The 24,654-nt window shown below is 73.6% G+C and carries 25 protein-coding genes; 7 read left to right on the top strand and 18 right to left on the bottom strand.

Annotation, left to right across the window (positions count from 1 at the left end):
- Positions 1-129: 129 nt before the first annotated feature.
- Entirely contained in the window at positions 130-960 is an 831-nt protein-coding gene (locus ACZ4MF_RS23395; protein ID WP_467493861.1) for an alpha/beta fold hydrolase, read from the bottom strand.
- Positions 961-1,051: 91 nt separating this feature from the next.
- The gene (locus ACZ4MF_RS23390; protein ID WP_467493860.1) at positions 1,052-1,705 is read right to left on the bottom strand and encodes an NADPH-dependent F420 reductase; all 654 of its coding nucleotides are present in this window, start codon (positions 1,703-1,705) and stop codon (positions 1,052-1,054) included.
- Between the two features lie 178 nt (positions 1,706-1,883).
- Here ACZ4MF_RS23390 and ACZ4MF_RS23385 point away from each other — a divergent pair, with 178 nt between their 5' ends.
- Positions 1,884-2,780: an RNA polymerase sigma-70 factor gene (locus tag ACZ4MF_RS23385; protein ID WP_467493859.1), complete on the top strand. Its 897-nt coding sequence runs from the start codon at positions 1,884-1,886 to the stop codon at positions 2,778-2,780.
- Positions 2,781-3,027: 247 nt separating this feature from the next.
- Complete coding sequence (locus ACZ4MF_RS23380; RefSeq protein WP_467493858.1) at positions 3,028-3,789, top strand: GntR family transcriptional regulator; 762 nt, start codon at positions 3,028-3,030, stop codon at positions 3,787-3,789.
- A gap of 57 nt (positions 3,790-3,846) precedes the next feature.
- Here the strand turns inward: ACZ4MF_RS23380 and ACZ4MF_RS23375 are convergent, their stop codons facing one another.
- From ACZ4MF_RS23375 to ACZ4MF_RS23365, 3 genes are all read right to left on the bottom strand, one after another.
- Positions 3,847-5,004 (bottom strand): ROK family transcriptional regulator, encoded by a 1,158-nt coding sequence (locus tag ACZ4MF_RS23375; protein ID WP_467493857.1) that lies wholly within the window; start codon positions 5,002-5,004, stop codon positions 3,847-3,849.
- A 102-nt stretch (positions 5,005-5,106) separates the two neighbouring features.
- Positions 5,107-5,763: a response regulator gene (locus tag ACZ4MF_RS23370; protein WP_467493856.1), complete on the bottom strand. Its 657-nt coding sequence runs from the start codon at positions 5,761-5,763 to the stop codon at positions 5,107-5,109.
- Positions 5,764-5,804: 41 nt separating this feature from the next.
- On the bottom strand, positions 5,805-6,959 hold the full coding sequence (locus ACZ4MF_RS23365; protein ID WP_467493966.1) for a sensor histidine kinase: 1,155 nt from the start codon (positions 6,957-6,959) through the stop codon (positions 5,805-5,807).
- 114 nt (positions 6,960-7,073) lie between these two features.
- Here ACZ4MF_RS23365 and ACZ4MF_RS23360 point away from each other — a divergent pair, with 114 nt between their 5' ends.
- Genes ACZ4MF_RS23360 through ACZ4MF_RS23350 form a run of 3 tightly spaced genes read left to right on the top strand, consistent with a single transcriptional unit; the run spans position 7,074 to position 9,159 of the window.
- A complete protein-coding gene (locus ACZ4MF_RS23360) occupies positions 7,074-7,994 on the top strand; it encodes an ATP-binding cassette domain-containing protein (RefSeq protein ID WP_467493855.1) in 921 nt (306 codons plus the stop codon).
- 2 nt (positions 7,995-7,996) lie between these two features.
- Positions 7,997-8,707 carry an ABC-2 transporter permease gene (locus ACZ4MF_RS23355; RefSeq protein ID WP_467493854.1) on the top strand — a complete coding sequence of 237 codons (711 nt, stop codon included), beginning with the start codon at positions 7,997-7,999 and terminating at the stop codon, positions 8,705-8,707.
- Positions 8,708-8,748: 41 nt separating this feature from the next.
- Positions 8,749-9,159: a hypothetical protein gene (locus ACZ4MF_RS23350; protein WP_467493853.1), complete on the top strand. Its 411-nt coding sequence runs from the start codon at positions 8,749-8,751 to the stop codon at positions 9,157-9,159.
- A 101-nt stretch (positions 9,160-9,260) separates the two neighbouring features.
- On the opposite strand, the gene mug is transcribed toward ACZ4MF_RS23350, so the two are convergent.
- From mug to ACZ4MF_RS23305, 9 genes are all read right to left on the bottom strand, one after another.
- Positions 9,261-9,806, bottom strand: coding sequence for a G/U mismatch-specific DNA glycosylase (gene mug, locus ACZ4MF_RS23345; protein WP_467493965.1), 546 nt, complete (start codon positions 9,804-9,806; stop codon positions 9,261-9,263).
- Positions 9,803-11,245 (bottom strand): adenylosuccinate lyase, encoded by a 1,443-nt coding sequence (gene purB / locus ACZ4MF_RS23340; RefSeq protein WP_356030097.1) that lies wholly within the window; start codon positions 11,243-11,245, stop codon positions 9,803-9,805. The genes mug and purB overlap by 4 nt, the downstream gene beginning before the upstream one ends.
- 131 nt (positions 11,246-11,376) lie before the next feature.
- Complete coding sequence (locus tag ACZ4MF_RS23335) at positions 11,377-12,165, bottom strand: SGNH/GDSL hydrolase family protein (RefSeq protein WP_467493852.1); 789 nt, start codon at positions 12,163-12,165, stop codon at positions 11,377-11,379.
- Positions 12,166-12,655: 490 nt separating this feature from the next.
- Positions 12,656-13,675, bottom strand: coding sequence for a hemolysin family protein (locus ACZ4MF_RS23330; RefSeq protein ID WP_467493851.1), 1,020 nt, complete (start codon positions 13,673-13,675; stop codon positions 12,656-12,658).
- The gene (locus ACZ4MF_RS23325) at positions 13,672-15,015 is read right to left on the bottom strand and encodes a hemolysin family protein (protein ID WP_467493850.1); all 1,344 of its coding nucleotides are present in this window, start codon (positions 15,013-15,015) and stop codon (positions 13,672-13,674) included. The genes ACZ4MF_RS23330 and ACZ4MF_RS23325 overlap by 4 nt, the downstream gene beginning before the upstream one ends.
- Before the next feature lie 153 nt (positions 15,016-15,168).
- Positions 15,169-15,603 (bottom strand): GNAT family N-acetyltransferase, encoded by a 435-nt coding sequence (locus ACZ4MF_RS23320; RefSeq protein ID WP_376288349.1) that lies wholly within the window; start codon positions 15,601-15,603, stop codon positions 15,169-15,171.
- Positions 15,604-15,724: 121 nt separating this feature from the next.
- Entirely contained in the window at positions 15,725-16,003 is a 279-nt protein-coding gene (locus tag ACZ4MF_RS23315; protein ID WP_467493849.1) for a hypothetical protein, read from the bottom strand.
- A gap of 423 nt (positions 16,004-16,426) precedes the next feature.
- The gene (locus tag ACZ4MF_RS23310; RefSeq protein ID WP_467493848.1) at positions 16,427-18,994 is read right to left on the bottom strand and encodes an ABC transporter permease; all 2,568 of its coding nucleotides are present in this window, start codon (positions 18,992-18,994) and stop codon (positions 16,427-16,429) included.
- Positions 18,988-19,782: an ABC transporter ATP-binding protein gene (locus ACZ4MF_RS23305; protein WP_356030107.1), complete on the bottom strand. Its 795-nt coding sequence runs from the start codon at positions 19,780-19,782 to the stop codon at positions 18,988-18,990. The genes ACZ4MF_RS23310 and ACZ4MF_RS23305 overlap by 7 nt, the downstream gene beginning before the upstream one ends.
- Before the next feature lie 139 nt (positions 19,783-19,921).
- Here ACZ4MF_RS23305 and ACZ4MF_RS23300 point away from each other — a divergent pair, with 139 nt between their 5' ends.
- Complete coding sequence (locus ACZ4MF_RS23300; RefSeq protein WP_071374364.1) at positions 19,922-20,167, top strand: toxin-antitoxin system, antitoxin component; 246 nt, start codon at positions 19,922-19,924, stop codon at positions 20,165-20,167.
- Positions 20,168-20,171: 4 nt separating this feature from the next.
- The gene (locus tag ACZ4MF_RS23295) at positions 20,172-20,546 is read left to right on the top strand and encodes a fic family toxin-antitoxin system, toxin component (protein WP_071386775.1); all 375 of its coding nucleotides are present in this window, start codon (positions 20,172-20,174) and stop codon (positions 20,544-20,546) included.
- Positions 20,547-20,570: 24 nt separating this feature from the next.
- Here the strand turns inward: ACZ4MF_RS23295 and ACZ4MF_RS23290 are convergent, their stop codons facing one another.
- From ACZ4MF_RS23290 to bioB, 4 genes are all read right to left on the bottom strand, one after another.
- On the bottom strand, positions 20,571-21,263 hold the full coding sequence (locus tag ACZ4MF_RS23290) for a class I SAM-dependent methyltransferase (protein WP_467493847.1): 693 nt from the start codon (positions 21,261-21,263) through the stop codon (positions 20,571-20,573).
- Positions 21,264-21,332: 69 nt separating this feature from the next.
- Positions 21,333-22,049, bottom strand: coding sequence for a dethiobiotin synthase (gene bioD, locus ACZ4MF_RS23285; RefSeq protein ID WP_467493846.1), 717 nt, complete (start codon positions 22,047-22,049; stop codon positions 21,333-21,335).
- 1 nt (position 22,050) lies between these two features.
- Entirely contained in the window at positions 22,051-23,331 is a 1,281-nt protein-coding gene (locus tag ACZ4MF_RS23280) for an adenosylmethionine--8-amino-7-oxononanoate transaminase (protein WP_467493845.1), read from the bottom strand.
- Positions 23,324-24,556 (bottom strand): biotin synthase BioB, encoded by a 1,233-nt coding sequence (bioB, locus tag ACZ4MF_RS23275; protein WP_467493844.1) that lies wholly within the window; start codon positions 24,554-24,556, stop codon positions 23,324-23,326. The genes ACZ4MF_RS23280 and bioB overlap by 8 nt, the downstream gene beginning before the upstream one ends.
- Between the last annotated feature and the right edge of the window lie 98 nt (positions 24,557-24,654).

Here is a 24,654-nt window from a genome sequence, read left to right as displayed (position 1 = left end):
GCCTCCAGGGGCGGGATCCGGCCAGTGTGCACAGCCACACCTACGCGGGCGTCGCGGCGCGCATGCGAACCCGAAGTGAACAACCGGCCGAGGGTGGCGGGTTCGGGCGCGCCGGTACCCGGATCCGGGTCAGCGGCTGCCGTCCAGGACGACGCGCGCGACGAGCGCCGGGTCGTCGTTCATCGGGACGTGGCCGCAGCCGGGCAGCCGCACCAGACGCGCGTGCGGGATCATGCGCTTGGCGCGCACACCCTGCCGGCGCACGAGGATGTGGTCCCGGGTGCCCCAGCCCACCGTGACCGGCAGGCCCGCCAGTTCGTCGGTGAACCGCACCGCCCGGCCCGCCCGCAGCGTCGCGTCGAAGCCCGTGGCCTCCACGATCGCGAGCGTCTCGGCCACCACGGCCTCGGGCGCGCGGCGCGCGGGACGGGCGTAGATCGTGCTCGTCAGCGCCGTACGCCCGGCCGCCGTCCGCGACAGGCGCTCCACCAGGGGCAGCGGCAGCCGCCGGGCGACCGCCCGCATCGCGAGCAGCGTCGTGAAGGCGTACCGGCGCTCGGCCTCGGTCCAGAATCCGGCGGGGGACAGGGCCGTGACGGACCGTACGAGCTCCTCGCGGCCCAGCTCCAGGGCGAGCAGGCCGCCGAGCGAGTTGCCCGCCACGTGCGGGCGGTCCAGCTCCAGGGCCTCGAACAGGGCGCCGAGTACGGCGTTGGTGTCGGGCAGGGTGTAGTCGAGGCCGTCCGGCAGGCCCGGCGAGGCGCCGAAGCCGGGGAGGTCGACGGCGATTACCTCCCGCTCGGTGGCGAGGATGTCCACGACCGGGTCCCAGGCCTGCCGGTGGTGGCCGATGCCGTGCAGCAGGACCAGCGGCTCGCCGCGGCCCACGCGCGCGTAGGACACGGTCACGTCCTTCGGGCCGTGCGGACCGGGGACCGGGAAGGAGACGGTGGCGGACATGGGGTGCTCCTCGTCTGGCTGCTGACGAACGTCATAGACAGTTTGTCAGCAACTGCTACCCGTCGGTAGCCCCCGGAATGACCACGGTCGGTCAGTCCGCCCGGCGCACCTCGATGTTGAAGTCCGCGCTGCCGGAGTTGCGGTACATGGTGAACCACAGCAGCAGGTACATCTCCGTCGCCCGCGCGGTGCGGAGCCCGCCCAGGTCCACCACCCGTTCCGCCGGCCAGCCCAGCTCCCCGAGCAGCGCCGTCACCTGTTCCTTGGCCCCGGCGTCGTCACCGCTCACGAAGAGGTTGTGCGCACCCGGCACCCGGTCCGGGTCCACCATCACCTGGGCGTTGACCGTGTTCAGCGTCTTCACCACGCGCGCGTGCGGGAAGGCCCGCTGGATCCGCTCGGCCACGCTGTCCGACTCCACCGGGTCCAGCCGCGCCTCGCCGTCCACGAACGCCAGCGGGTTGCAGACGTCCACCAGCACCTTGCCGTCGAGATGCTCCGCGCCGGCCGCGCGCAGCGCGTCGAGCGCCACCGGGCCGCCCACGGCGTTGACCACCACCTCGGCCGCCGCGGCCGCCTCCGCGAACGTGCCGGCGCGGGCCCGGTCCCCCTTGCCCGCGGCCCACTGCAGCGCCACCGGATTGTCCTTGGCACGCGACCCCAGGGTCACCTCGTGCCCCAGCTCCACCAGCTTGCCGGCCAGCGTGCGGCCCACCTCGCCCGTGCCCAGTACCCCGTACCGCATCGGCCACCTCCCGGTCACCGGCCGCCGACCCCCGGCGGTCCGCGGTCATTGTGATCCGGATCCTGGGCGGACGGGCCGATTCCGCCCGGTCCGTCTCGGGGCGCGGACGAAGCGCGCGGGACGAAGGGGCGGGACGCGGAACTGGACACGCCCGGCGCGGGTCGGATGGGATGCGGGGGTGAGCTCCGACACCGAGACCGATGTCTTCACCGACGTCTTCGAAGAACACCGGCCCCTGCTCATGGGGGTCGCCTACCGCATGCTCGGCCGTGTCGCCGACGCCGAGGACGTGGTCCAGGACGCCTGGCTGCGCTGGTCCCGCGCCGACCGCGCGGAGGTCCGCGAACCAGGCGCCTATCTGGTGCGCATCACCACCCGCCTGGCCATCGACCGGCTGCGCCAGGTGCAGGCGCGCGGCGAGTCGTACGTCGGGCCGTGGCTGCCGGAGCCGTACATCGGCGAGTTCGGCGACCCGGCCCCGGACGCGGCGGACCGCGTCCTGCTCGCCGACAGCGTCTCCTTCGCCGTGCTGGTCGTCCTGGAGTCGCTGTCCCCGCTGGAGCGGGCCGTCTTCGTGCTCCGGGAGGCGTTCGGCTACCCGTTCGCCGAGATCGCCGCGCTGCTCGACCGCGGCGAGGCGGCGGTACGGCAGCTCGCCGGGCGGGCCCGACGGCACGTCGACGAACGCCGGCCGCGCTACGAGGTCGATCCCGTCCAGCGTCGCGCGGTGACCGAGCGCTTCCTCGACGCCGCGTCCGACGGCGACCTGGACGCGCTCATGTCCCTGCTCGCCCCCGACGTCCGCCTGGTCGGCGACAGCGGCGGCAAGGCCAAGGCGCCCTCGCGGATCGTGCACAGCGCCGACAAGGTCGGCCGCTTCCTGGCCGCCGTCGTACCGGGCGCCTGGGAGACCATGTCGTACCGCTTCGTGGAGGCCAACGGCGGCCCGGCCGTCCTGCTCCTGGACGGCGACCGGCCCGACAGCCTCTTCCAGCTGGAGATCACGGACGGCCGCGTCACGACCGTGTACATCGTCCGCAACCCCGACAAGCTGCGGCACCTCGCCACCGTCTGACCCGGGCACCCTCCCGCCTCGCGAAGCCCCCGCCGTACGACGGGGGCTTTGCCGCGATGTCACACCCACGCGCGCGTGCGAACGCCTCGTGAACGCTGTACGGCGGCGCGTCCGTGGGTTCCCCAAGGGATCGAGGATTGGTCTTGACCAAGGGTGACGGCCGTCCTATGGTCGCAGACAAGTGCAACAACCTTTAATAAACAAGGGCGCTAAAAACCGCCGGACCACGGCTCTCGCGGAGGACAGGGTGGGGACCACGCAGCTGGAATCGGTGCCGGAACCGAAGTACTGGCATCTCAAGACGGTGCTGAGCGAAGCACTGGACTCCGAGTTCTCGGTCGGTGAGATCCTGCCCAACGAGCGCGACCTCGCCGCCCGCTTCGGCGTGGCCCGCGCCACGCTCCGCCAGGCGCTCGAACAGCTGGAGCTGGAGGGCCGCCTCCAGCGCCGCCGCGGTGTCGGTACGACCGTGGCGCCGCCGCGCGTCGGCGTGGCCGTCGGCACCGAGCAGCACGCCTGGCCGGGCGCCGCCGGGGACGCCTGGCAGCCCGTCGACTGCGAGCAGACGACCCCGCCCGCCGCCGTCGCCGCGGCCCTGGAGATCGGCGCCGACGAGCCTGTGCACGTCGTGCGCCGGTCCCGGATGTCCCAGGGCCAGCGCGTCGCCACCGACCTGCTCTACGTCCCGGCGGCCTCGGTGCCCGGCCTCACCGCGATCGACGCCCCGTCCGGCCCGGCACGCGCGCGTGCGGTGCTGCGCGAGCTCCAGCACCTGTCCCTGGAGGGCCAGGACCGCTCCGTCGAACTGGGCTCGGCCCGTGCGGACGACGCCAAGGACCTCGACCGCCTCCCCGGCTCACCGGTCCTCGTCGTCACGACCCGCTTCGCCGCCGAGGGCCGCACGGCCGCACTGTCCGTCGCGACCTACCGGGCCGACACCTGCCGGCTCACCTTCGGCGACTCGACGGGCGTGGAGATACACCACGATCCGGAGCGCCAGGCCTCCTGAGCCGTACGGTGACGGCGCGGCAGTCGTGCGACGAGCCGCGCCGTCACCGCGCATCGCTCACCGACGGGCCGTCACCGAGCCGTCCACGGCGAACAGTTGCGCCTCGACATGGTCCAAGGCCAACCGCAACGCCCCGGTGGACACGGCAGCCTCACCCAACGACGACAAAGCCACCTGAGGCGGCCGCAGGCAGTACCGCGCCAGTTCACGGCGCAGCGGTTCCAGGACGCCGTCCAGGCCGGCCGCCCAGCCGCCGATCACGACCAGCTCGGGATCGAGCGCGAGCACCAGCGCGGCCACATCGTGCACGAGCCGCTGGCTGAACCGGTCGACGGCCGCCCGCGCCCGCCGGTCGCCCTTGCGCGCCAGCGCGAACACCTCGGCGACCGCCTGTTCGTCCAGCGGATGCAGCGGCTCGTCGGTGGTGGACAGCAGCGCCTCCGGCGTCGCCTCCCGCCCCAGCAGATGCAGCGCCCCGATCTCCCCGGCCGCCCCGCCGTACCCCCGGTGCAGCCGCCCGCCGATCAGCGAACCCGCGCCCGGGCTCAGCCCCGCCAGCACGAACACCACGTCGTCGGACTCGGTCGCCACACCCTTCCAGTGCTCGGCGACGGCCGCCGCGTTGGCGTCGTTCTCCACCAGTACCGGGCACTTGAAGGACCGGCTCAGCCGCTCGCCCAGGTTCAGCCCGGTCCACTGCGGCAGCGCCGTGCCCAGCCGTACCGTGCCGTCGGCCGCCACGATCCCCGGCGTGCCCACGCCGACCGCCCGCAGCGAGCCGCGCGCGACCCCGGCCCGGCGCAGCAGTTCGGCGACCACGCCGCGCAGCCGGTCCAGGCGCTCGTCCGCCGGGGCCGTCTCGTCGACCTCCCTGGCCTGTGCGCCCAGCACCCGCCCGTCCAGGTCGGACAGCAGCGCGGCGACCCGGTGCGGCTCGATCTCCAGGCCCAGCAGATGCCCCGCCTCGGCCCGGAACCGGAACCGGCGCGCGGGCCGGCCCTGACGGCGCGCGCCGCCCTCGTCGGGGGCCGTCTCCACCACGAGCCCGCCCTCGATGAGCCCTTCGACGACGCCCTCGACGGTCGGCCGGGACAGTCCGGTGAAGCGGGTGATCTCGGTGAGCGTCGCACAGTCCGTGCCGCGCAGCGCGTGCAGCACCACCGCGGAATTGATCCTTCGCAGCAGCGAGGGATCGCCGCCGGTCAGCTGCGTCACCGTCCGTCCTTCCAGCTCGCGGGGGTATTGGGGCGGATGGTACTCGGCCGGACGCGCCTGCGGCGAGTGGCGCGTTCCGCATCCGGGGGCCGTCGGTGCGGCTCAGCCCGGTGCCACGAACCCCGACTCGTAGGCCGCGATCACCGCCTGGGTGCGGTCGCGCGCGCCGAGCTTCGCCAGGACGGCGCTCACATGCGACTTCACCGTCTCCGTGCCCACCACCAGCCGGGCGGCGATCTCCGCGTTCGACAGCCCGCGCGCCATCAGCCGCAGCACCTCCTCCTCCCGCTCCGTCAGCCGGGCCCGCTCCAGCGCGGCCCGCGCCGGGCGCTCGCCGTCGCCGTACCGGGCGGCCAGGCGCCGTACGGAGGCCGGGAAGAGCAGCGACTCGCCCTCCGCGACCAGCCGTACGGCGTGCACGATCTCGGCCGGCCGGGCCCGCTTCAGCAGAAACCCGTCGGCGCCCGCGCGCAGCGCCTCGTACACGTACGCGTCGTCCTCGAAGGTGGTCACCACGAGGATCTTCGGCGGCTCGGCCACCGTGCGCAGCACCGCGCGCGTGGCCTCGATGCCGTCCAGCAGGGGCATGCGGACGTCCATCGCGACCACGTCGGGCCGCAGTTGCCGCACCAGCGGGATGACCGCGGCGCCGTCGGCCGCCTCGCCCACCACCTCGATGTCGGGCTGCGCCTCCAGCACGGCCCGCAGACCCGCGCGGACCAGGGGTTCGTCGTCGACGAGGAGTACGGTGACCGGCATTCGGCCAGCCTAGATCAGTTGAGCGGACCCACCCGGCCTGATCAGCCGAGGGGCAGCTCCGCCCGCACCTGCCAGTCGCCCTCGTGCGGACCCGTGCGGGCGCTGCCGCCGAGCAGGGCGGCCCGCTCGCGTATGCCGCGCAGGCCGCTGCCGCGGCCGGGGCCGGGCACCGGGGCCGGCAGCGGATTGCGGACCTCCAGGGCGAGCCGGCCGTCCGTGACCGCGACGCGGACCAGCACCGGCACGGAACCGGCGTGCCGCAGCACGTTGGTGAGCGACTCCTGGAGGATGCGGTAGCCCTCCCGGGAGACCGGCCCCGGCAGGGCCGCGACCGGACCGGTCACCTCGGCGTCGACCTTCGCACCCGAGGCCCGCGCCGACTCCAGCAGCCGGCCCGCGTCGGCGAGCGTGGGCCGGGCGCTCACCGGCCGCTCACTCTCGCGCAGGATGCCCAGCACCCGCTCCAGGTCCTCCAGGGCGGCCCGGCCGGTCTCCTCGATGGCGTCCAGCGCGCGCTCGGTGAACTCCGGATCGCCCGCCGCGCGCGCCGCACCGGCTTGCACCACCGCCACCGTCAGCGCGTGCCCGATCGAGTCGTGCAACTCCCGTGCGATCCGCGTGCGTTCGAGCAGCTGCTCGGTGCGCTCCTCCAGCGCGGCCAGCCGCTCCGCCGCCGACGGCCCCAGCAGCCGGCGCGCACAGACCGTGATCAGCATGCCGAGGCCCACCACCACGCCGTACAGGACGAGCAGCGGCAGCGGCGTCAGCAGTGCCCAGGCGCGGTGCTGCGGCAGTTGGCCCAGCACGGGAAGCCCGGACGGCGCCCGCCCCCAAGCGGCCCGAGCCAGCTCGAACGCGCAGACGAGCAGCCACACCGTGGCGAACATGCTGATCCAGCCGAGGACCCAGCGCAGTTCCAGCCACACCACCGTGCGCGTCCGGTCGCGCCATGTCGTGGACGGCGCCTCGGAGATGCCCGGCTCCTGTTCGCCGGGCGTCAGCAACAGCCGCGCCTGCACCCCCTCGCCCCTGCGCACGGCGGGCACGAGGCCCAGCAGGACGAGCATCGCGCCCGGGACCCAGGGCTTCGACATGTCGATGAACATCCACATGCTCTGGATCAGCATGGGCACCCACTGGTGCAGCAGGCGCGTGTACGTCGTCCCGCGCAGCAGCGGGCGCAGGAAGCGGGGCATGACCACGACGCCCATCGTCGCAGCCGGCACTGACAACGGACCTCCCCCGCACGGGGGAGACGCTCTCCACCGGCGGGGGAGGCCACGACGCCCTCGCACGGCGAGGCTGGTGGCATGACCAGCATCGACGTACACGACCTCACCAAGGAGTACGGCGGACGACGGGCCGTGGACGGACTCACCTTCAGCGTGCGCCCCGGCCGCGTCACCGGGTTCCTCGGCCCCAACGGCGCCGGCAAGTCCACCACCATGCGCCTCGTCCTCGGCCTCGACCGGCCCACCTCCGGCACCGCCACGATCGGCGGCCGGGCCTACGCCGGCCTGAGTGAACCCCTGCACACGGTGGGCGCGTTGCTCGACGCGCGCGCCGCGCACGGCTCCCGCACCGCCCGCGACCACCTGCGCGCCCTCGCCGCGAGCAACCGGATCCCGGACCGCCGGGTCGACGCCGTGCTGGAGGAGACCGGGCTGGCCGCGGTGGCGCGGCGCCGGGTGCGGACGTACTCCCTCGGCATGCGCCAGCGTCTCGGGATCGCCGCAGCCCTGCTCGGCGATCCCGAGGTGATCCTGCTCGACGAACCGGCCAACGGCCTCGACCCCGAGGGCATCGTCTGGATCCGCACGCTGCTGCGCCGACTCGCCGGGCAGGGCCGTACGGTGCTGGTCTCCAGCCATCTGATGGGCGAGACCGCCGCCTTCGCCGACCACCTCGTGATCCTCGGCCGGGGCCGGCTGCTGGCCGACACACCCGTCCAGGACTTCATCCACGCGCGCGTACGGCCCCACGTCCGGATCCGCACCACCGACCCCACCGCGCTGGACGACCTGCTCGCCCGGCACGGCCTCGACACCTCCCGGGACGCGGACGGAGCCCGGACCGTGAGCCACGCGCGCGTGGACGACCTCGGCCGGATCATGGCCGAGGCGGGCGTCCCCGTCCTGGAACTCGCCGCGCGGGAGGCCACCTTGGAGGAGGCCTATCTCGACCTGACCGCGGCCGAGGCCGAGTTCACCGCACAGTCCCAGGAGGCCTGACCATGCCGTTCGCACCCGTGCTGCACGCCGAGTGGATCAAGATCCGTACCCTGCCCTCGCTGCTCGGGGGCCTGGCCGGGATCCTCCTCGCCACGACCGCGTTCTCGGCCGTCGCGGCCTCGTCAGGCGCCGACCCGGACCCGCTGTACGCGGTGTTCTTCGGCGTGAGCCTCGGCCAGATCGCGGCGATCGCCTTCGGTGCGACGGCCGTATCGGCGGAGTTCCGGGGCGGCGCGCTGCGGCTGGCGCTGTCGGCGGTGCCGGACCGGCGGCGGTGGTTCGCCGCCAAGGCCTCGGCGATCGCCCTGTCCGCCCTGCCCGTCGGCGTCCTCACCGGACTGGTCACGCTGCTGGTCGGCAAGGCGGTCCGCGGCGCCGACGGGCCGACATGGACGGCAGGTCTGCGCGGCGCCGTCGGCTGCGGCCTCCAGCTGACCTTGATGGCCCTGTTCGCCGCCGGACTCGCGGCCGTACTGCGCAGCGGCGTCGCGACCCTGTCCGTCCTGATCCCGTTCGTGCTGATCGTGTCCTTCGTCGTCGGGGACCTGTCGGGCGGCGTCGCCGACTATCTCCCCGACCGGGCCGGTCAAGTTGCCCTGCACAGCACCTGGGACGGCGCCCTCGGCCCGTGGAGCGGGCTCGCGGTGACCGCGCTGTGGGCGGCGGCCGCGCTGCTCGCGGGTGCGTGGACCCTGCACCGCCGGGACGCCTGACGGCCCGCCAATTGTCAGTGCCGCCCGGTTTACTGGATCACATGGACATCGTGAAGTTCCTGACCGCCGTCGAGGCGCTGTGCGCGGGGGAGTTCCCGGAAGCCGGCCATCGGACGGTGGAGTTAGCGACCAGCCACGGGACACGCGCGGACGACGCCCTGATCCGGGAGCGGACCGCCGCGGATTTCCATGCGTACCGGGAGGCACTGGCGCAGCGGCTGCACGACCGCTGGGGCCGGCCGCACCCCTGGGGCCAGCAGACGGTGCGGCTGCGTGTGGCCCGGGGCGAGGAGATACCGGAGCCCTGGGCCACCCTCAGCCTGCTCTCCGACGAGCTGGACGTGTGGCAGCCGCCGGGGACCGGCCGCTGGATCGCCCTCGGCGTCGCCGACCGGGACGACACCGACGAGATACGGCTCCTGGCCACGGCCACGGCGACACCGCCGCCGTGACCGCGCGGGCCGCTGTCGAGCGCACCGCGGGAAGTGCCGTGATGTGCCGTCCGGTGTCCGCGGGTCCGTTGCGGCCGGTCGCGCCCACGCGGCGGACCCGCTCAGCCGCGCGCGGCCGCCCTCAGCCGGGCGAACTCCTCGGCCATCGTCTGCGCCGTCCAGTGCGCGTTCAGCCCGCTCGGATTGGGCAGCACCCATACCCGGGTCTCCCCGAACGTCCGCTCCTGCGGCCCCACTTGAGCCGTGCGCTCCCCGAAGGCCGCCCGGTACGCGGTCACCCCGACCACCGCCAGCCACCGCGGCCCGAGCCGTGCCACCTTCTCGGTGAGCAGCCGGCCGCCCTCGACGTACTCGTCGTTGCCCAGCTCGTCGGCGCGCGCGGTCGCCCGCGCCACCACGTTCGTGATCCCCAGTCCGTACGACAGCAGCTCCCGCTGCTCCGCAGGCTTCAGCAGCCTCGGCGTGAAGCCGGACAGGTGCAGCACCGGCCAGAAACGGTTGCCGGGGCGGGCGAAGTGATGACCGGTCGCCGCCGTCAGCAGGCCCGGGTTGATGCCGCAGAAGAGCACCCGGAGGCCGTCCGCGACGACGTCCGGTACGAGACGGTCGCGGGCGGCCTCCAGTTCCGCACGGCTGAAGCGGGTCAGAGGATCGCCCCGGGGGTGTATCCGGCCGCCTCCGGGTGCTGCTTGGCGATCTCCTCGATCCGGCCGACGAGGACGCCGACCTGGTCGGCGGCGGCACCGGTGAAGGACAGCTTGTCGGCCATCAGCGCCGCCAGCTGCTCCCGGTCGAGCGGCAGGCGCTCGTCGGCGGCGAGCTTGTCGAGCAGGTCGTTGCGCTCGGCGCCCTGCTCACGCATCGCGAGCGCGGTGGCGACGGCGTTCTCCTTGATCGCCTCGTGCGCGACCTCGCGGCCGACCCCGGCCCGCACGGCGCCCATGAGCACCTTGGTGGTGGCGAGGAACGGCAGGTAGCGGTCCAGCTCACGCGCGATGACCGCCGGGAAGGCCCCGAACTCGTCGAGGACCGTCAGGAAGGTCTCCAGCAGACCGTCGAGCGCGAAGAACGCGTCCGGCAGCGCGACCCGGCGCACCACCGAGCAGGACACGTCGCCCTCGTTCCACTGGTCGCCCGCCAGCTCGCCGGTCATCGAGGCGTAGCCGCGCAGGACGACCATGAGGCCGTTGACGCGCTCGCAGGAGCGGGTGTTCATCTTGTGCGGCATCGCCGAGGAGCCGACCTGGCCCGGCTTGAAGCCCTCGGTGACCAGTTCGTTCCCCGCCATCAGCCGGATCGTCTTCGCCAGCGAGGACGGCGCCGCCGCCAGCTGCACCAGCGCGGTGACGACCTCGTAGTCCAGGGAGCGCGGGTAGACCTGGCCGACCGAGGTGAACGCCTGCGCGAAGCCCAGGTGTCCGGCGATCCGGTTCTCCAGCTCGGCGAGCTTGGCCGCGTCGCCGCCCAGCAGGTCCAGCATGTCCTGCGCGGTGCCGACCGGGCCCTTGATGCCGCGCAGCGGGTAGCGGCCGAGCAGCTCCTCGACGCGGCCGTAGGCCACGAGCAGCTCGTCGGCCGCCGTCGCGAAGCGCTTGCCCAGGGTCGTGGCCTGCGCGGCCACGTTGTGCGAGCGGCCGGCCATGACCAGCTCGGCGTACTCGCCGGCCAGCTTGCCGAGGCGCGCCAGCACGGCCACCGTACGGTCGCGCATCAGCTCCAGCGAGAGGCGGATCTGGAGCTGCTCCACGTTCTCGGTGAGGTCACGGGAGGTCATGCCCTTGTGCACGTGCTCGTGCCCGGCGAGGTCGTTGAACTCCTCGATCCGTGCCTTCACGTCGTGCCGGGTGACCTTCTCGCGCTCGGCGATGGAGGCCAGGTCGACGGTGTCGAGGACGCGCTCGTAGTCGGCGATCGCCGCGTCCGGCACCTCGATGCCGAGGTCCTTCTGGGCGCGCAGCACGGCGAGCCAGAGCTGCCGCTCCAGCTTCACCTTCTGCTCGGGGGACCAGAGCGTGGCGAGCTCGGCGGAGGCGTAGCGTCCGGCGAGGACGTTCGGGATGCGGGGCTTGGCGGGCGCAGAAGTCACGTGTCCAGATTGTACTGGCGGTTTGTGCAGGCCAGCGCCACGCCCCTGTTCGGCGGAAGCTACGAGACGGGGGTCACTGATCGCCGCCGGCGGCACGCGGGGCTCGGGCCCGGGACGTCGGTCACCCGTGGCTACGCCTGGCCCTCGTACGGCAGCAGCTCCGGACGCTTGGCCGGGCGGCCGTCGCCCGAGGAGCGGCCGGTCAGCCGGCGGCCGATCCACGGCAGCAGATGCTGCCGTGCGAAGCGCGCGTCCGCGACCCGGCGCGTCGCCCAGCCCGGCGGCGGCGTGGCCGGCATCGGCACCCGCCACTCGGTGTCCTCCGGCTCGTACCCGAGCGTCTGCCACACCGCCTCGGCGGCCCGGCGATGCCCCTCCGCCGTCAGATGCAGCCGGTCCACGTCCCACAGCCGGGGATCGGCCAGCGACGCGGCGCCGTAGAGGTCCACGACGACCGCGCTGTTCTTCGCGGCCAGCTCGTCCACGCAGGAGAACAGCTCCTCCATGCGCGGCCGGAACCGCTCCAGCACGGGGCCCTGGCGGCCGGGGCTGCGCATCAGCACCAGCTGCCTGCACGACGGCGCCAGACGCTCCACCGCCTCGGTCAGCAGGCCCTTCACCCGGCCCATGTCGCACTTCGGCCGCAGGGTGTCGTTGAGGCCGCCGACCAGCGTGATCACGTCGGCGTTCATGGCCGCCGCCACGTCGACCTGCTCGTCGACGATCTGTCCGATCAGCTTGCCGCGCACGGCGAGGTTGGCGTACCGGAAACCCGGCGTGCGGGCGGCCATCCGCGCGGCGAGCACATCGGCCCAGCCCCGGTAGGAACCGTCGGGCAGGAGGTCCGACATGCCCTCGGTGAAGGAGTCGCCCACCGCGACCAGGCTGCTGTAGGGGGGAGATGCGGGATTCGTCTGCATGGCGTCAGCGATGGTATCCCGCTTCCATACCCGCCGGTCGGTCACCCCGGACCAGCCTCCCTGCCCCCGGGCTCCCGGCCCCCGGTTCCCGGCCCCCGGCTCTTGGACCCGGACCCTGCCTCTCGGGCCCCGGTTCCAGCCTCGCGTCCTCGCAGCCCCTTGGCTCCCTCGCTTCGCTCCCGGCCTGCGTCCTCGCGGCCGGGACTCAGCCCTCCGGCCTCCGGACCTCGGCCGTGGGCCATGGCCTCGGCCTCCGTCCTCACGGCCCTGGATTCGGCCCTCGGCCTTCGGACCTCGGCCGTGGGCCCCAGCCTCGGTCCCGGCCCACGTCCTCACGGCCCCGGACTCGGCCCCTCCGGCCTCCCCCAGACCAGGCCCCCCAGACCAGGCCCGCGTCCCCGGCCTCCGGACCCAGCCAACCGCCCCCCGATCCAGCCAACCGCCCCCCGGACCCGGGTGCCCGGACCCGGCTTCGGCGCCCGTGTCGGCGTTAGCCGGGGGCCGGTTGGCCGAACAGTTCCCGCAGGACGTCCTCCATGGTGACCAGGCCGGCCAGGCGGCCGTCCTCGCCGAGCACGGCCGCCAGGTGGGTGCGGCTGCCGCGCATCGCGGTCAGGACGTCGTCCAACGGGGTGCTCTCCCGCACGCGCGCGATGGAGCGCATGTCCCGCAGCCGGAACGGTATGTCCTGGGGCGAGGCGTCCAGGGCGTCCTTGACGTGCAGATAACCCACGATCCGCCGGCCCGCGTCGACCACCGGGAACCGCGAGAAGCCCGACTCGGCCGTCAGCCGCTCAAGCTCCTCCGGGGTGACGCCCACGCGCGCGTAGACGACCCTGTCCAACGGCACCACGACGTCCCGCACCGGCCGGCGGCCCAGCTCCAGGGCGTCGTGCAGCCGCTCCTGCGCCCGGTCGTCGATCAGGCCGGCCTCACCGGCGTCCTTGACGATCTCGGCCAGCTGGGCGTCGGTGAAGCTCGCCGCGACCTCGTCCTTGGCGTCCACCCGCAACAGCTTGAGCAGCCCGTTCGCGAACGCGTTGACGGAGAAGATCACCGGCCGCAGCGCCCGGGACAGCGCGACCAGCGGCGGGCCGAGCAGCAGCGCGCCGCGCACCGGTTCGGCGAGGGAGATGTTCTTCGGGACCATCTCGCCGAGCAGCATGTGCAGATACGTCGCCAGGGTCAGCGCGATCACGAAGGACACGGCGTGGCCCGCGCTCACGGGCACCCCGAGCGCGTGGAAGACCGGCTCCAGCAGATGCGCGATCGCCGGCTCGGCGACCACACCGAGGACCAGCGTGCACAGCGTGATGCCGAGCTGGGCGGCGGCCAGCAGCGCCGAGACGTGCTCCAGACCCCACAGCACGCTCTTCGCGCGCCGGTCGCCCTCCTGGGCCAGCGGCTCGATCTGCGAGCGGCGCACGGAGATCAGCGCGAACTCGCCCGCCACGAAGAAGGCGTTGACGACGAGCGTCGCCAGCCCGATCAGCAGCTGTACGGCGGTCATCGCGCCCCCTCCGGGCTTTCGTGGGCCTGTTCGTCGTCCAGCGGCGCGTGCAGCAGCACCCGGGCCGCCCGGCGGCCGGAGGCGTCCACGACGTCCAGCCGCCAGCCGGCGACCTCGACCGTGTCACCGGTCCGCGGTATCCGGCCCAGCCGCGCCGCGACCAGACCGGCCAGGGTCTCGTAGGGCCCCTCGGGGACGCGCAGCCCCACGCGCGCGAGCTGGTCGGTGCGGGCGGCGCCGTCGGCCGAGTACAGGGCGCGGCCCTGTTCGTCCGCGCCGGCGGGGGCGAGGTCGGGCGTCTCGTGCGGGTCGTGCTCGTCGCGCACCTCGCCGACGACCTCCTCCACGATGTCCTCCAGCGTCGCCACGCCCGCCGTGCCCCCGTACTCGTCGATGACGACGGCCATCGTGCGCCGGCCGCCGAGGCGGTCCAGGAGCCGGTCGACGGTCAGGGACTCGGGGACGAGCAGCGGCTCGCGCATCACCTGCGAGACCGGGCGGCGCGGCCGCTCGGCGGCGGGCACGGCCAGGACGTCCTTCACGTGCGCGATGCCCACGACCGAGTCCAGGCCGCCCCGGTGGACCGGGAACCGGGACAGCCCGGTGGCCCGGGTCGCGTTCGCCACGTCCTCGCAGGTCGCCTGGGTGTCCAGGGCGACGACCTGCACGCGCGGGGTCATCACGTTCTCCGCCGTGAGGTCGGCCAGGTTCAGGGTGCGCACGAACAGCTCGGCGGTGTCCGCCTCCAGCGCGCCCTGCTTCGCGGAGTGCCGGGCGAGCGCCGCCAGCTCCTGGGGGCCGCGCGCGGAGGCCAGCTCCTCGGCCGGCTCGATGCCGAGGCGGCGCACCACACGGTTGGCCGTGTTGTTCAGGTGTGTGATGAAGGGCCCGAAGGCCGCACTGAACAAGCGCTGCGCACTGCCCACCCGCTTGGCCACGGCCAGCGGCGAGGAGATCGCCCAGTTCTTCGGTACCAGCTCGCCGACGACCATCAGGAACACCGTCGACAGCGCCGTACCGACCACCAGGGCGACCGAGCTCGCCACGTCGTCCGACAGGCCCGTCGCCCGGAACGGGCCGGCCAGCAGCTTGGCGATCGACGGCTCGGCGAGCATGCCGACCACCAGGTTGGTCACGGTGATGCCGAGCTGGGCGCCGGAGAGCTGGAAGGTGAGGTTCCGCGCGGCCTTCAGGGCGCCCTGCGCCCCGCGTTCGCCGCGCTCCGCCGCGCGCTCCAGCTCGCCGCGCTCCACCGTGGTCAGCGAGAACTCCGCCGCCACGAAGGCGCCGCAGGCGAGCGACAGCAGGATCGCCACCAGAAGGAGCAGCACTTCGGTCATCGGGTCACCCCCGTCCCATGATCGGGCAGGGCGGGGCGGAACGCGCGGTGTCGCGGACTGGGAGGCTCGCCCATGGGCGGACGCTCACAACCTTTCATCGAGGGGTCGAGTGCTCCCTCAATGGTAAAGGATGGGCAAAGCTGGTCTTCGGGGTCAGTTCGCGGGCTCGGACAGCGGCTTCACCCAGCGCCGCCAGTGGTCCTCGCGGTGGTAGCCGCCCGCGGCCCACGTGTGGTGCGCCCGTTCGTTGGCCTCCAGCACCATGGCGTCGACCCGTCGCCCGCCCAGGGCGGCGAAGCGTTGTTCCGCGGCTTCCAGCAGGGCGGTGGCGATGCCCTGCCGGCGGTGGTCGGGGTGTACGGCCAGTCGGTAGGCGGAGCATCGCCATCCGTCGAAGCCCGCTATGACCGTGCCGGTGAGGAGGCCGTCGCGCTCGGCGAGGAGCAGGGCTTCGGGGTCTCGTGCGATGAGTCGGGCCACTCCGTCGTGGTCGTCGCTGATGCTCGTTCCCTCCGCGGCGTCGCGCCAGAACCGCAGCACGGTGTCGATGTCCGAGAGGGTGGCGCAGCGGATGTGGAGATCGCTCATGGGGGGAGCCAAGCAGAGCGCCGGTCTGTCTGGCGAACGGTTTCCGTGCCGGGGGCGGACAACGCGGGCCGTGCACCGCCCCCGGCGGCTTCGTCTCCCCATGCCCCTCGCTTGCCTCTCCCTATGCCTGTGCCTCGGGCCCCACGTCTTCGAGGACGAGAACCGGAAGGACGGCCCGTCCCAGATTCTCCGGATCCACGTTCGGGCGTGCGGCTTTGAGCGACACGACGTCGGCGCGGGAACTGCCTGCCGGAGCCGGGAGAGCGAATCGGACGGCATCGCTCTCGTCCTCCCAGCGGGACAGCAGCCTCGGCAGCTCGCTGACGATGGCCCGCCGTGTCACGTACTCAGCCGCGGACTCCTCCCAGACGCCCCCGAGTGCTGTGACGCGGTCGGCCACGGAGACCGCTGCCGCGAGCCCCGAGGCACCGAGCCGCAACAGGTCGCAGAGCAGAACCAAGCGGCTGCCGGGGGCGACGCCGTCGTCACAGATCAGCTCTGTGAGGAAGGGGACGGCCTGGGCCGTGGTGTCGCTGCACGTGCCTTGGTGGGCTACGGCATCCGCGAGTTCGCCGAGGAACTCGCCGGTCGTCCCTAGGGCTCGCCGAACGCGAACTCCTCATCGAGCAGCCACCCCACGGGCATCCGGCGCGTTCTCCGCACCGCCGTACAGGCGCTCCGCGGCCGCCACCACGGCCAACGACGAGGCGCTCGACGCGCGTCGCTGCTGAGCAGGCGATCCCGGGTGCGTCGGGCGCGACCCGGCACGGCGGATGCTCTCCGGCGGGTCCTCACTCCACGCTCGGCTGCGCCCGCCGGATCCTCACTCGTGGGCGATCGCCGCCAGCACGTTCATCCGGGACGCCCGCAGGGCCGGCAGCAGCGCCGCCACCACGCCCACCACCGCCGCGCCGATGACGACCGCGACGATCGTGGTCCAGGGGACCGCCAGTTCCCGCAGCCCGCGCAGGGCCAGTACCCGCTGCATGCACACGCCCCACACCAGCCCCAGCGCCAGCCCGAGGACCGCTCCGAAGACCGCGATCACCACCGACTCCAGCCGGATCATCCGGCGCAGCTGCCGGCGTCCCAGCCCGATCGCGCGCAGCAGCCCGATCTCCCTCGTCCGTTCCACCACCGACAGGGCGAGCGTGTTGACCACACCGAGCACGGCGATGACGATCGCCAGGGCGAGCAGCGCGTACACGAGGTAGAGCAGCACGGCGATCTGGTCGTGGACCAGTTGCTTGTAGTCGTCCTGGTCGCGCACCTGGACCTGCGGAAACGGCTTCAGGGCCCGCTCCAGCCCGGGGCGCAGGTCCTGCGGTCTCGTACCGGTGGCCGCGTTGACGTACAGCACCGAGTCCTGGCCGCTCGGCACGTACCTCGCGAAGGTGGCGAGGCCCAAGTACAGGCCGCCCTGGGCGCCGAAGCCCTGTGCCGTGTCCTGGTGGGTGAGCGCGCCGACGGTCAGCGTCGTGTGCCGCCCGCCGGGGAACTCGACCGGGAGCGTGCCGCCGATCCGCACCCCGTGGTCCCTGGCGAAGCCGGCGTCCATGGCGAGGTGCCCGTCCGCCAGCGCGGCGGCCGTGCCGCCCTGCGCGTACGTGAGGTGCACGACATCGTCGAGCCCCGGGCCGTACCCGACGGCGGAGGTCTGGACCCGGCGGCCGTCCGGCAGTCGTACGGCGACCTGGGTGAGCCGCTGCGGTACGACGAGCCCGACGCCGCGCGTGGCGGCCACGGTGTCCCGCACCTGCCGGGTGAACGGGGTGAAGTTGGCGTTCTGGACGATGAAGTCGGCGCCGAGGTTCTTGTCGATCTGCCGGTCGAACGACGCCGACATCGAGGCGCTGGCCACCGACATCCCGCCCACCAGCGCGAGGCCCACCATGAGGGCCGCGGCGGTGGCGCCGGTACGGCGGGGATTGCGCAGGGCGTTGCGCTGGCTCATCCGGCCGACCGGGCCGAACAGCGCCGGGAAGGCGGCGCCCAGCACCCGGATCACGGGCCGAACCAGCAGCGGTCCGGCGACGACGGTCGCGATCAGGGTCAGGACGACTCCGGCACCCAGCAGCACGGCCGCCTGCGCGGTCTTCGTGGCCGCGGCGCACCCCGCCAGCGCCGCCGCCCCGGCCGCACCCAGCGCCGCCCCGGCGACGGCCCGCGCCGTCAACGGCCTGCCCACGCCGGCGACCTCGGCGTCCACCAGCGCGGCCATCGGCGAGACCGCCGCCGCGCGCCGGGCGGGCAGATAGGCCGCCACGAAGGTGACGCCGAGCCCGACGACGTACGCCGCGACGGGCGTCGGCCAGCCGATGACCATCTCCGTGGCCTTGAGGTTCATCCCGAACAGGCTCATCAGCCGGATCAGCCCCAGCGCCAGCCCGATCCCGGCGCCGAGGCCGAGCGTCGAGCCGGCCAGTCCGAGCAGCAGCGCCTCGGTGAGCACCGAGCGCCGCACCTGCCGCCGGTCCGCGCCGAGCGCCCGCAACAGGCCCAGCTCACGCGTGCGTTGGGCGATCAGCATGGAGAAGGTGTTGACGATCAGGAAGACGCCGACGAGCAGCGCGACACCCGCGAAACCGAGCATCACATACTTGATCACGTCCAGGAAGGGGCCGAGAGCGGCCGCCGCCGACTTGGCCTGCTCGCCGGCCGTCTTCACGTCGTAGGCGCCGGTGCCGACCGCCCGGCCGACCCGCAGCCTGAGCGAGGCGTCCGACACGCCCTTCGCCGCGTCCGCCGAGACGCTGGTCGCGAGCGCCTGGGAGCCGAGCAGCTCCCGGCCCGCCACCGCCGGGTCCAGGAAGACCAGGGCCGCGCCCGGGTTGGTCGTGGTGAACGTGGCGATCCCGACGACCCGGACGCGGAACGTGCCCGGCTGCGCCTGCACCGTCAGCGGGTCGCCGATCCGTACGTGCTTCCTGGCCGCGGTGTCCGCGTCCAGCAGCGCCTCGCCCGCACCGTGCGGCGCGCGGCCGGAGGTCAGCTCCACCGGGCTGCGGTGACCGGCGTACCAGGCGGTGGCGATGGTCGGGGCGCCGGTGGTCGGCCCGACGGACCTGTCGTGGCGGTCGACCACCACGATGTTCTGCACCTTGACGTCCGCGCGGGCGGCCGCGACCCCGGGCACCCGGGCCACCCGGTCCCGCAGCGTCGCGGGCAGGGTCTGCACCGCGGCGCCCGGCACCGGGGACTTCAGGTCCTGCTTCGGCTGCACGGTCACATCGGCGGCGGTGGAGGCGAAGAGCCGGTCGAAGGTACGGGTGACGGTGTCCGAGAAGATCAGGCTGCCCGCGACGAACGCCACGGACAGGATCACCGCCAGGGCGGACAGCGCGAGCCGCCCCTTGTGCGCGACGAAGCTCCTCAGGGTCGCCTTCAGCACCGCGGGTTCCCTCCGGAAAGGACACGCATGCGTTCCAGTACGGCGTCCGCCGTCGGCCGGGCCGTCTCGTCCACGATGCGGCCGTCGGCGAGGAAGAGCACCAGGTCGGCATGGGCGGCGGCGCCGGGGTCGTGGGTGACCATGACGACCGTCTGCCCGAGATCGTCCACAGCCCCGCGCAGGAAGCCCAGCACCTCCAGGCCGGCCCGCGAGTCCAGGTTGCCGGTCGGCTCGTCGGCGAAGATCAGCTCAGGCCGGGAGAGCAGCGCCCGCGCGCACGCCACACGCTGCTGCTGACCGCCGGACAGCTGCGCGGGCCGGTGGGCCAGCCGGTCCCGCAGGCCGAGCCTGTCGATCACCTGGTCCAGCCATCGTTCGTCGGGCCTGCGGCCCGCGATGGCCATCGGCAGCGTGATGTTCTCGGCGGCCGTGAGCGTCGGAACGAGGTTGAACGACTGGAACATGAACCCGATCCGGTCTCGCCGCAGCCGGGTCAGCTCACGGTCCCTCAGCCCGGTGATCTCGGTGTCACCGAGCCACACCTCGCCCGCCGTCACGGTGTCGAGCCCCGCCAGGCAGTGCATGAGCGTGGACTTGCCGGAGCCCGAGGGCCCCATCACGGCGGTGAACCGGCCGCGCGCGATGTCCACGTCCACCGCGTCCAGGGCGACCACGGCCGTCTCGCCGGAGCCGTAGGCCTTGGTCAGGGCGCGGGCGCGGGCCGCGAACCCGCCGTCCGGCGCGCGCCCCGGCCCGTGCTGCGCAGCCACTGCGTCAGGTGTGGACAAGACCGCCTCCCGGTCGCCGGTCCGCGTACGCCCGTCCTGGGCGAGCGTAAGGGACGGCGCGCGCGGGGGACAGACAGGCACGGCACGGCGATTCCGTGCGCCCTTGCGGTTGCTAGCACCTCGGCGCTAGCGTCGAAGCATGGCGAAGACCCAGCTGAACGTGCGCGTGGACGAAGGCACCGCCCGCGCGGCCCGCGAACGCGCCCTGGCCCGTGGCATCAGCGTCAACCGCTACATAGAAGAGCTGGTCAGACAGGACACCGGCGAGGCCGGCCGCACGTTCGTGGACGCCGCCGCCGACTTCATGAAGCAGTACGAGACCGTGTTCGCCGAGGAGTTCACCGAGACCCGGGGCAGCGGTGGCGGCACCGGGGACGGCCGCTGATCCCTTGAACGAGCTCAGCATCGACCTCGCCTGGCTGCTCATGCTCGCCGAACAGCGCACACCCGGGGACCCGCAGGTCACCGACTGGGGCGCGCTGATCGCCGCCGTCGCCCGGCACCGCGCCGAGATATTCGGCGTACCCGTCTACGACGACCCGCATGCCCGCGCCGCCGCCCTCCTCCAGCTGCTGATCCACGTACCGGCGCTGGAGCGCTCCAACGCGCTGTTCGCCTCGGCGGTCGCCTACGCCTACCTGGTCGCCAGCGGCGTCAAGGTCGTCACCTCCGCCGAGCAGGTGCGCGACCTGGCCCGGCTGGTGAAGGACGGCGCGGCCGACGTGGACGCCATCGCACGGGAGCTGCGGCGCTGGAGCATCTGACGCAGACCGTCCGGCTCGCGGCGGTCAGCGGGACCCCGGCTCCCTCGGGCGCCAGCCGACGCCCAGCACGCCGTACGAGGTCGGCAGCTTCGGGCCCTGCTCCGGCAGCAACAGCCGCCGGTACGGGCCGAGTTCGAATCCCGCCTCGCGCAGCGCCTCGACCGGCTCGCGGGCTACGTGACAGCCGCCGAACAGCACGGGCCACACGGTGCGGTCCAGGGCCCGCTGGGTCAGCGTCATCATCCGGCCGCCGCCCCGCCCGTGCTCGAAGAAGCGCACCTCACCGCCGGGCCGCAGCACCCGCCGTACCTCGGCGAGCGCCCGCGCCACGTCCCGCACGCTGCACAGCACCAGCGACAGCACCGCCGCGTCGTACGCCTCGCTCTTGACAGGCAGCGCCTCCGCCGCGCCCGGCACCACGTCGACCGGCACCTGCGCACGCTGCGCGGCATCCAGGGCCAACCGGCGCAGCAGCGGCTCGGGCTCGACGGCGACGACCTCGGCCACGGCGGCCGGATAGCGGGCGAAGTTCAGCCCGTTGCCCGCGCCGACCTCGATCACCCGCCCGGACAGCCCGGCGAGCAGCCGCTCCCGCACGGCGGCGAGACCGAGCCGCCTCTCCGCGTCGACGCTGCAGCGGGCGTAGAACCGGGCGAACAGCGGATGGTGGACAGGGCTCGGCGCGACCTTGGCAGAACCGGCCGACATCAGTCGCATGGCACCTCCCGGAGGACGTTCTCAGGGGGATTGTCCCCCGGGATCCGCGAAGGCACCCGCGCCGTACCCCTACGGCGCCACCCGCACCCGGAAGGCCTCCGCGTCCCACGTCCCGTCCAGCGGTGGCGCGAGCCACCCCGGCGCCGCCACACGGAAGTCGCCCGGCGACAACGCCCCGGCTCCGCAGGGAATGGCGCCGAGCAGCGGCGCCCCCGCCACCGCCGACAGGTCGGTCACGTTGCAGCGGGCGGCCAGGTCGGGGGAGTCGGGCCAGCTGCCGATCACCACGCCCGCCAACTCCAGCTCCCGGCACCGCAGTTCGCGGGCCGTCAGCTCCGTGGTGTTCAGCGTGCCGAGCCCGGGCGAGGCCACGACCAGCACCGGCGCGTCCAGCAGCCCGGCCACGTCCGCCAGTGTGCCGCCGGCCGCGTCGAACCGGACGAGCAGCCCGCCCGCGCCCTCGACCAGCACCAGATCGTGCTCGGCGGTCAGCTTGGCCGCCCGGTCGGCCACCTCCTGCGGGTGCACCGGCGCCATCCCGGCGCGCCGGGCCGCCGTGCCCGGCGCCAACGGCTCGGGGAAGCGGGCCGTTTCGGCCGCCGTGAGCGGACCCGCGAGCCGTGCGACCTCGTCGGCGTCCCCGCGCTCGTCCGGCCGTACGCCCGTCTGCGCGGCCTTCAGCACGGCCACCGAGCGCCCCGCCGCGAGCGCCGCGGCGGCGACGGCGGCGGTGGTGACGGTCTTGCCGACCTCCGTGCCCGTCCCCGTGATCACCAGTACCGGCATCTCAACCCTCCCGCGCCGCGGCACACACCGCGCGCGCGATCCGTGCCACGTCCTCGTCCGAGGTGACGTACGGCGGCATCGTGTAGACCAGGTCGCGGAACGGGCGCAGCCACACGCCCTCCCGCACCGCGGCGTCCGTGGCGGCCCGCATGTCCACCTCGTGATCGAGCTGGACCACCCCGATCGCGCCCAGCACCCGGACGTCCTTCACACCCGGCAGTTCCGCGGCCGGTGCCAGCCCGTCCCGCAGGCCCGTCTCGATCCGCTTGACCTCGGACAGCCAGTCCTGGCCCAGCAGCAGTTCGACAGAGGCGCAGGCCACGGCCGCCGCGAGCGGGTTGCCCATGAACGTGGGGCCGTGCGCGAGCACCGGCACCTCGCCCCGCGAGATGCCGTCGGCGACCCGCGCGGTGCACAGCGTCGCGGCCATCGTCAGATAGCCGCCGGTGAGCGCCTTGCCCACGCACATCACATCCGGGGTGACGGCCCCGTGGTCCGCCGCGAACAGCGCGCCCGTCCGGCCGAATCCGGTGGCGATCTCGTCGAACACCAGCAGCACGCCGTGCGCGTCGCACGCCTCGCGCAGCACCCGCAGATAGGCGGGGGAGTGGAAGCGCATTCCGCCCGCGCCCTGCACCACCGGCTCCACGATCACCGCGGCCAGCTCGTCCGCGTGGCGGGCGACCAGCTCCCGCAGACGGTCCGCGTACGACTCCTCGTACTCCGTGGGCGGCGCGTCCGCGAACACCTGGCGCGGCAGCACCCCGGACCACAGCTGGTGCATCCCGCCCTCGGGGTCGCACACCGACATCGGGTTCCAGGTGTCGCCGTGATAGCCGCCGCGCCAGGTCAGCAGGCGCCGCTTGCCGGGGCGGCCGAGCGAACGCCAGTACTGGAGGCACATCTTCACGGCGACCTCGACCGACACCGAGCCGGAGTCGGCGAGGAAGACGTGCTCCAGACCGTCCGGCGACATGTCGACAAGGAGCTTCGCGAGACGCACGGCGGGCTCGTGCGTGAGCCCGCCGAACATCACATGGCTCATCCGGCCGAGCTGCCGCCGCGCCGCCTCGTCGAGCACCGGGTGGGCGTAGCCGTGGATCGCCGACCACCAGGACGACATGCCGTCCACCAGCTCGCCCGCGCCGTCCGCGAGCCGCAGCCGGACACCGCTCGCCGACTCCACGACGAGCGGTTGGACACGCCCCGGCATCGGTCCGTACGGATGCCACACGTGCCGCCGGTCCAGCTCCAGCAGCTCGGGCACCCCCAGCTCAGGCATTGGGCGCGAGGTCCGTTCCGGCCCCTCGGCGGCGTACGGCGACGAGGTCCGTGCGCGCCTCGTTCGCTACCGGCACCTCCGCCGTACCGCAGACACCACCACCGGCGTGCGACCCGCACCCGGCACCCTCGGCGCCCTCGTGCGACCCGCACCCGGCGCCCTCGTGCGACCCGCACCCGGCGCCCTCGTGCGACCCGCAGCCGCCCGCCGCCGCGCCCGTCACCCGATGCTCCGGCAGCGTCACCTCGCCGGCGCCCTCCACCTCGAACCCGGCGTCCGCGATCATCTCCAGGTCGGCCTTGCCGGCCTGGCCCTCGGTGGTCAGGTAGTCGCCGAGGAAGATGGAGTTGGCCAGGTTCAGCGCGAGGGGCTGCATCGTGCGCAGGTGGACCTCACGGCCGCCCGCGATGCGCACCTCGACGTCCGGGCACACGAAGCGCACCATCGCGAGGATCCGGAGGCAGCGCTGCGGGGTGAGGTTCCACTCCTTGGCCAGCGGGGTGCCCTCGACCGGGATCAGGAAGTTGACCGGGACCGAGTCCGGGTCCAGCGCGCGCAGCGAGAAGACCACGTCGACGAGGTCCTCGTCGCTCTCGCCCATGCCCGCGATCAGCCCGGAGCAGGCGGACAGACCGGCCGCGTGCGCCTTGTTCACCGTGTCCACCCGGTCGGCGTAGGTGTGGGTGGTGGTGATGTCGGCGTACGTGCCCTCGGACGTGTTGAGGTTGTGGTTGTAGGCGTCCGCGCCCGCCTCGCGCAGCCGCTCGGCCTGGCCGTCGGAGAGCAGCCCGAGGCAGGCGCACACCTCGACGCCCTCGTTCTGCTCCTTGATCGCCTTGATCGTGCCGGCCACCCGGTCCACGTCACGGTCGGTCGGACCGCGGCCCGACGCCACCAGACAGACCCGCTTGGCACCGCCGGCCAGCCCGGCCGCCGCGGCCCGGGAGGCCTCGTCGGGCTTCAGCCAGGTGTACTTCAGGATGCCGGTGTCCGAGCCGAGCCGCTGGGAGCAGTAGGAGCAGTCCTCCGGGCACAGGCCCGACTTGAGGTTCACCAGATAGTTGAGTTTCACCCGGCGCCCGAACCAGTGCCGGCGCACCTTCCCGGCCGCGGCCACCACATCGAGCAGGTCGTCGTCGGAGGTGGCCAGCACGGCGAGCGCTTCTTCGCGGGTCGGCAGCTCGCGCCGAAGCCCCTTGTCCACCAGCGTGTTCAGCAGGTCCATGAGGTCCGATCCTGTCTTACGGGACCGCCCGGGGCCAAGGAGAGTTTGCACAACGGAGACGGTTCACCGTGTGGGTATTGCCACACCCTGGGCGGTCG

The sequence above is a fragment of the Streptomyces sp. NPDC025793 genome (genome assembly GCF_055558375.1).
Note: the sequence above shows the minus strand (reverse complement) of the source record. Positions and strands in the feature narration are given on the sequence as shown.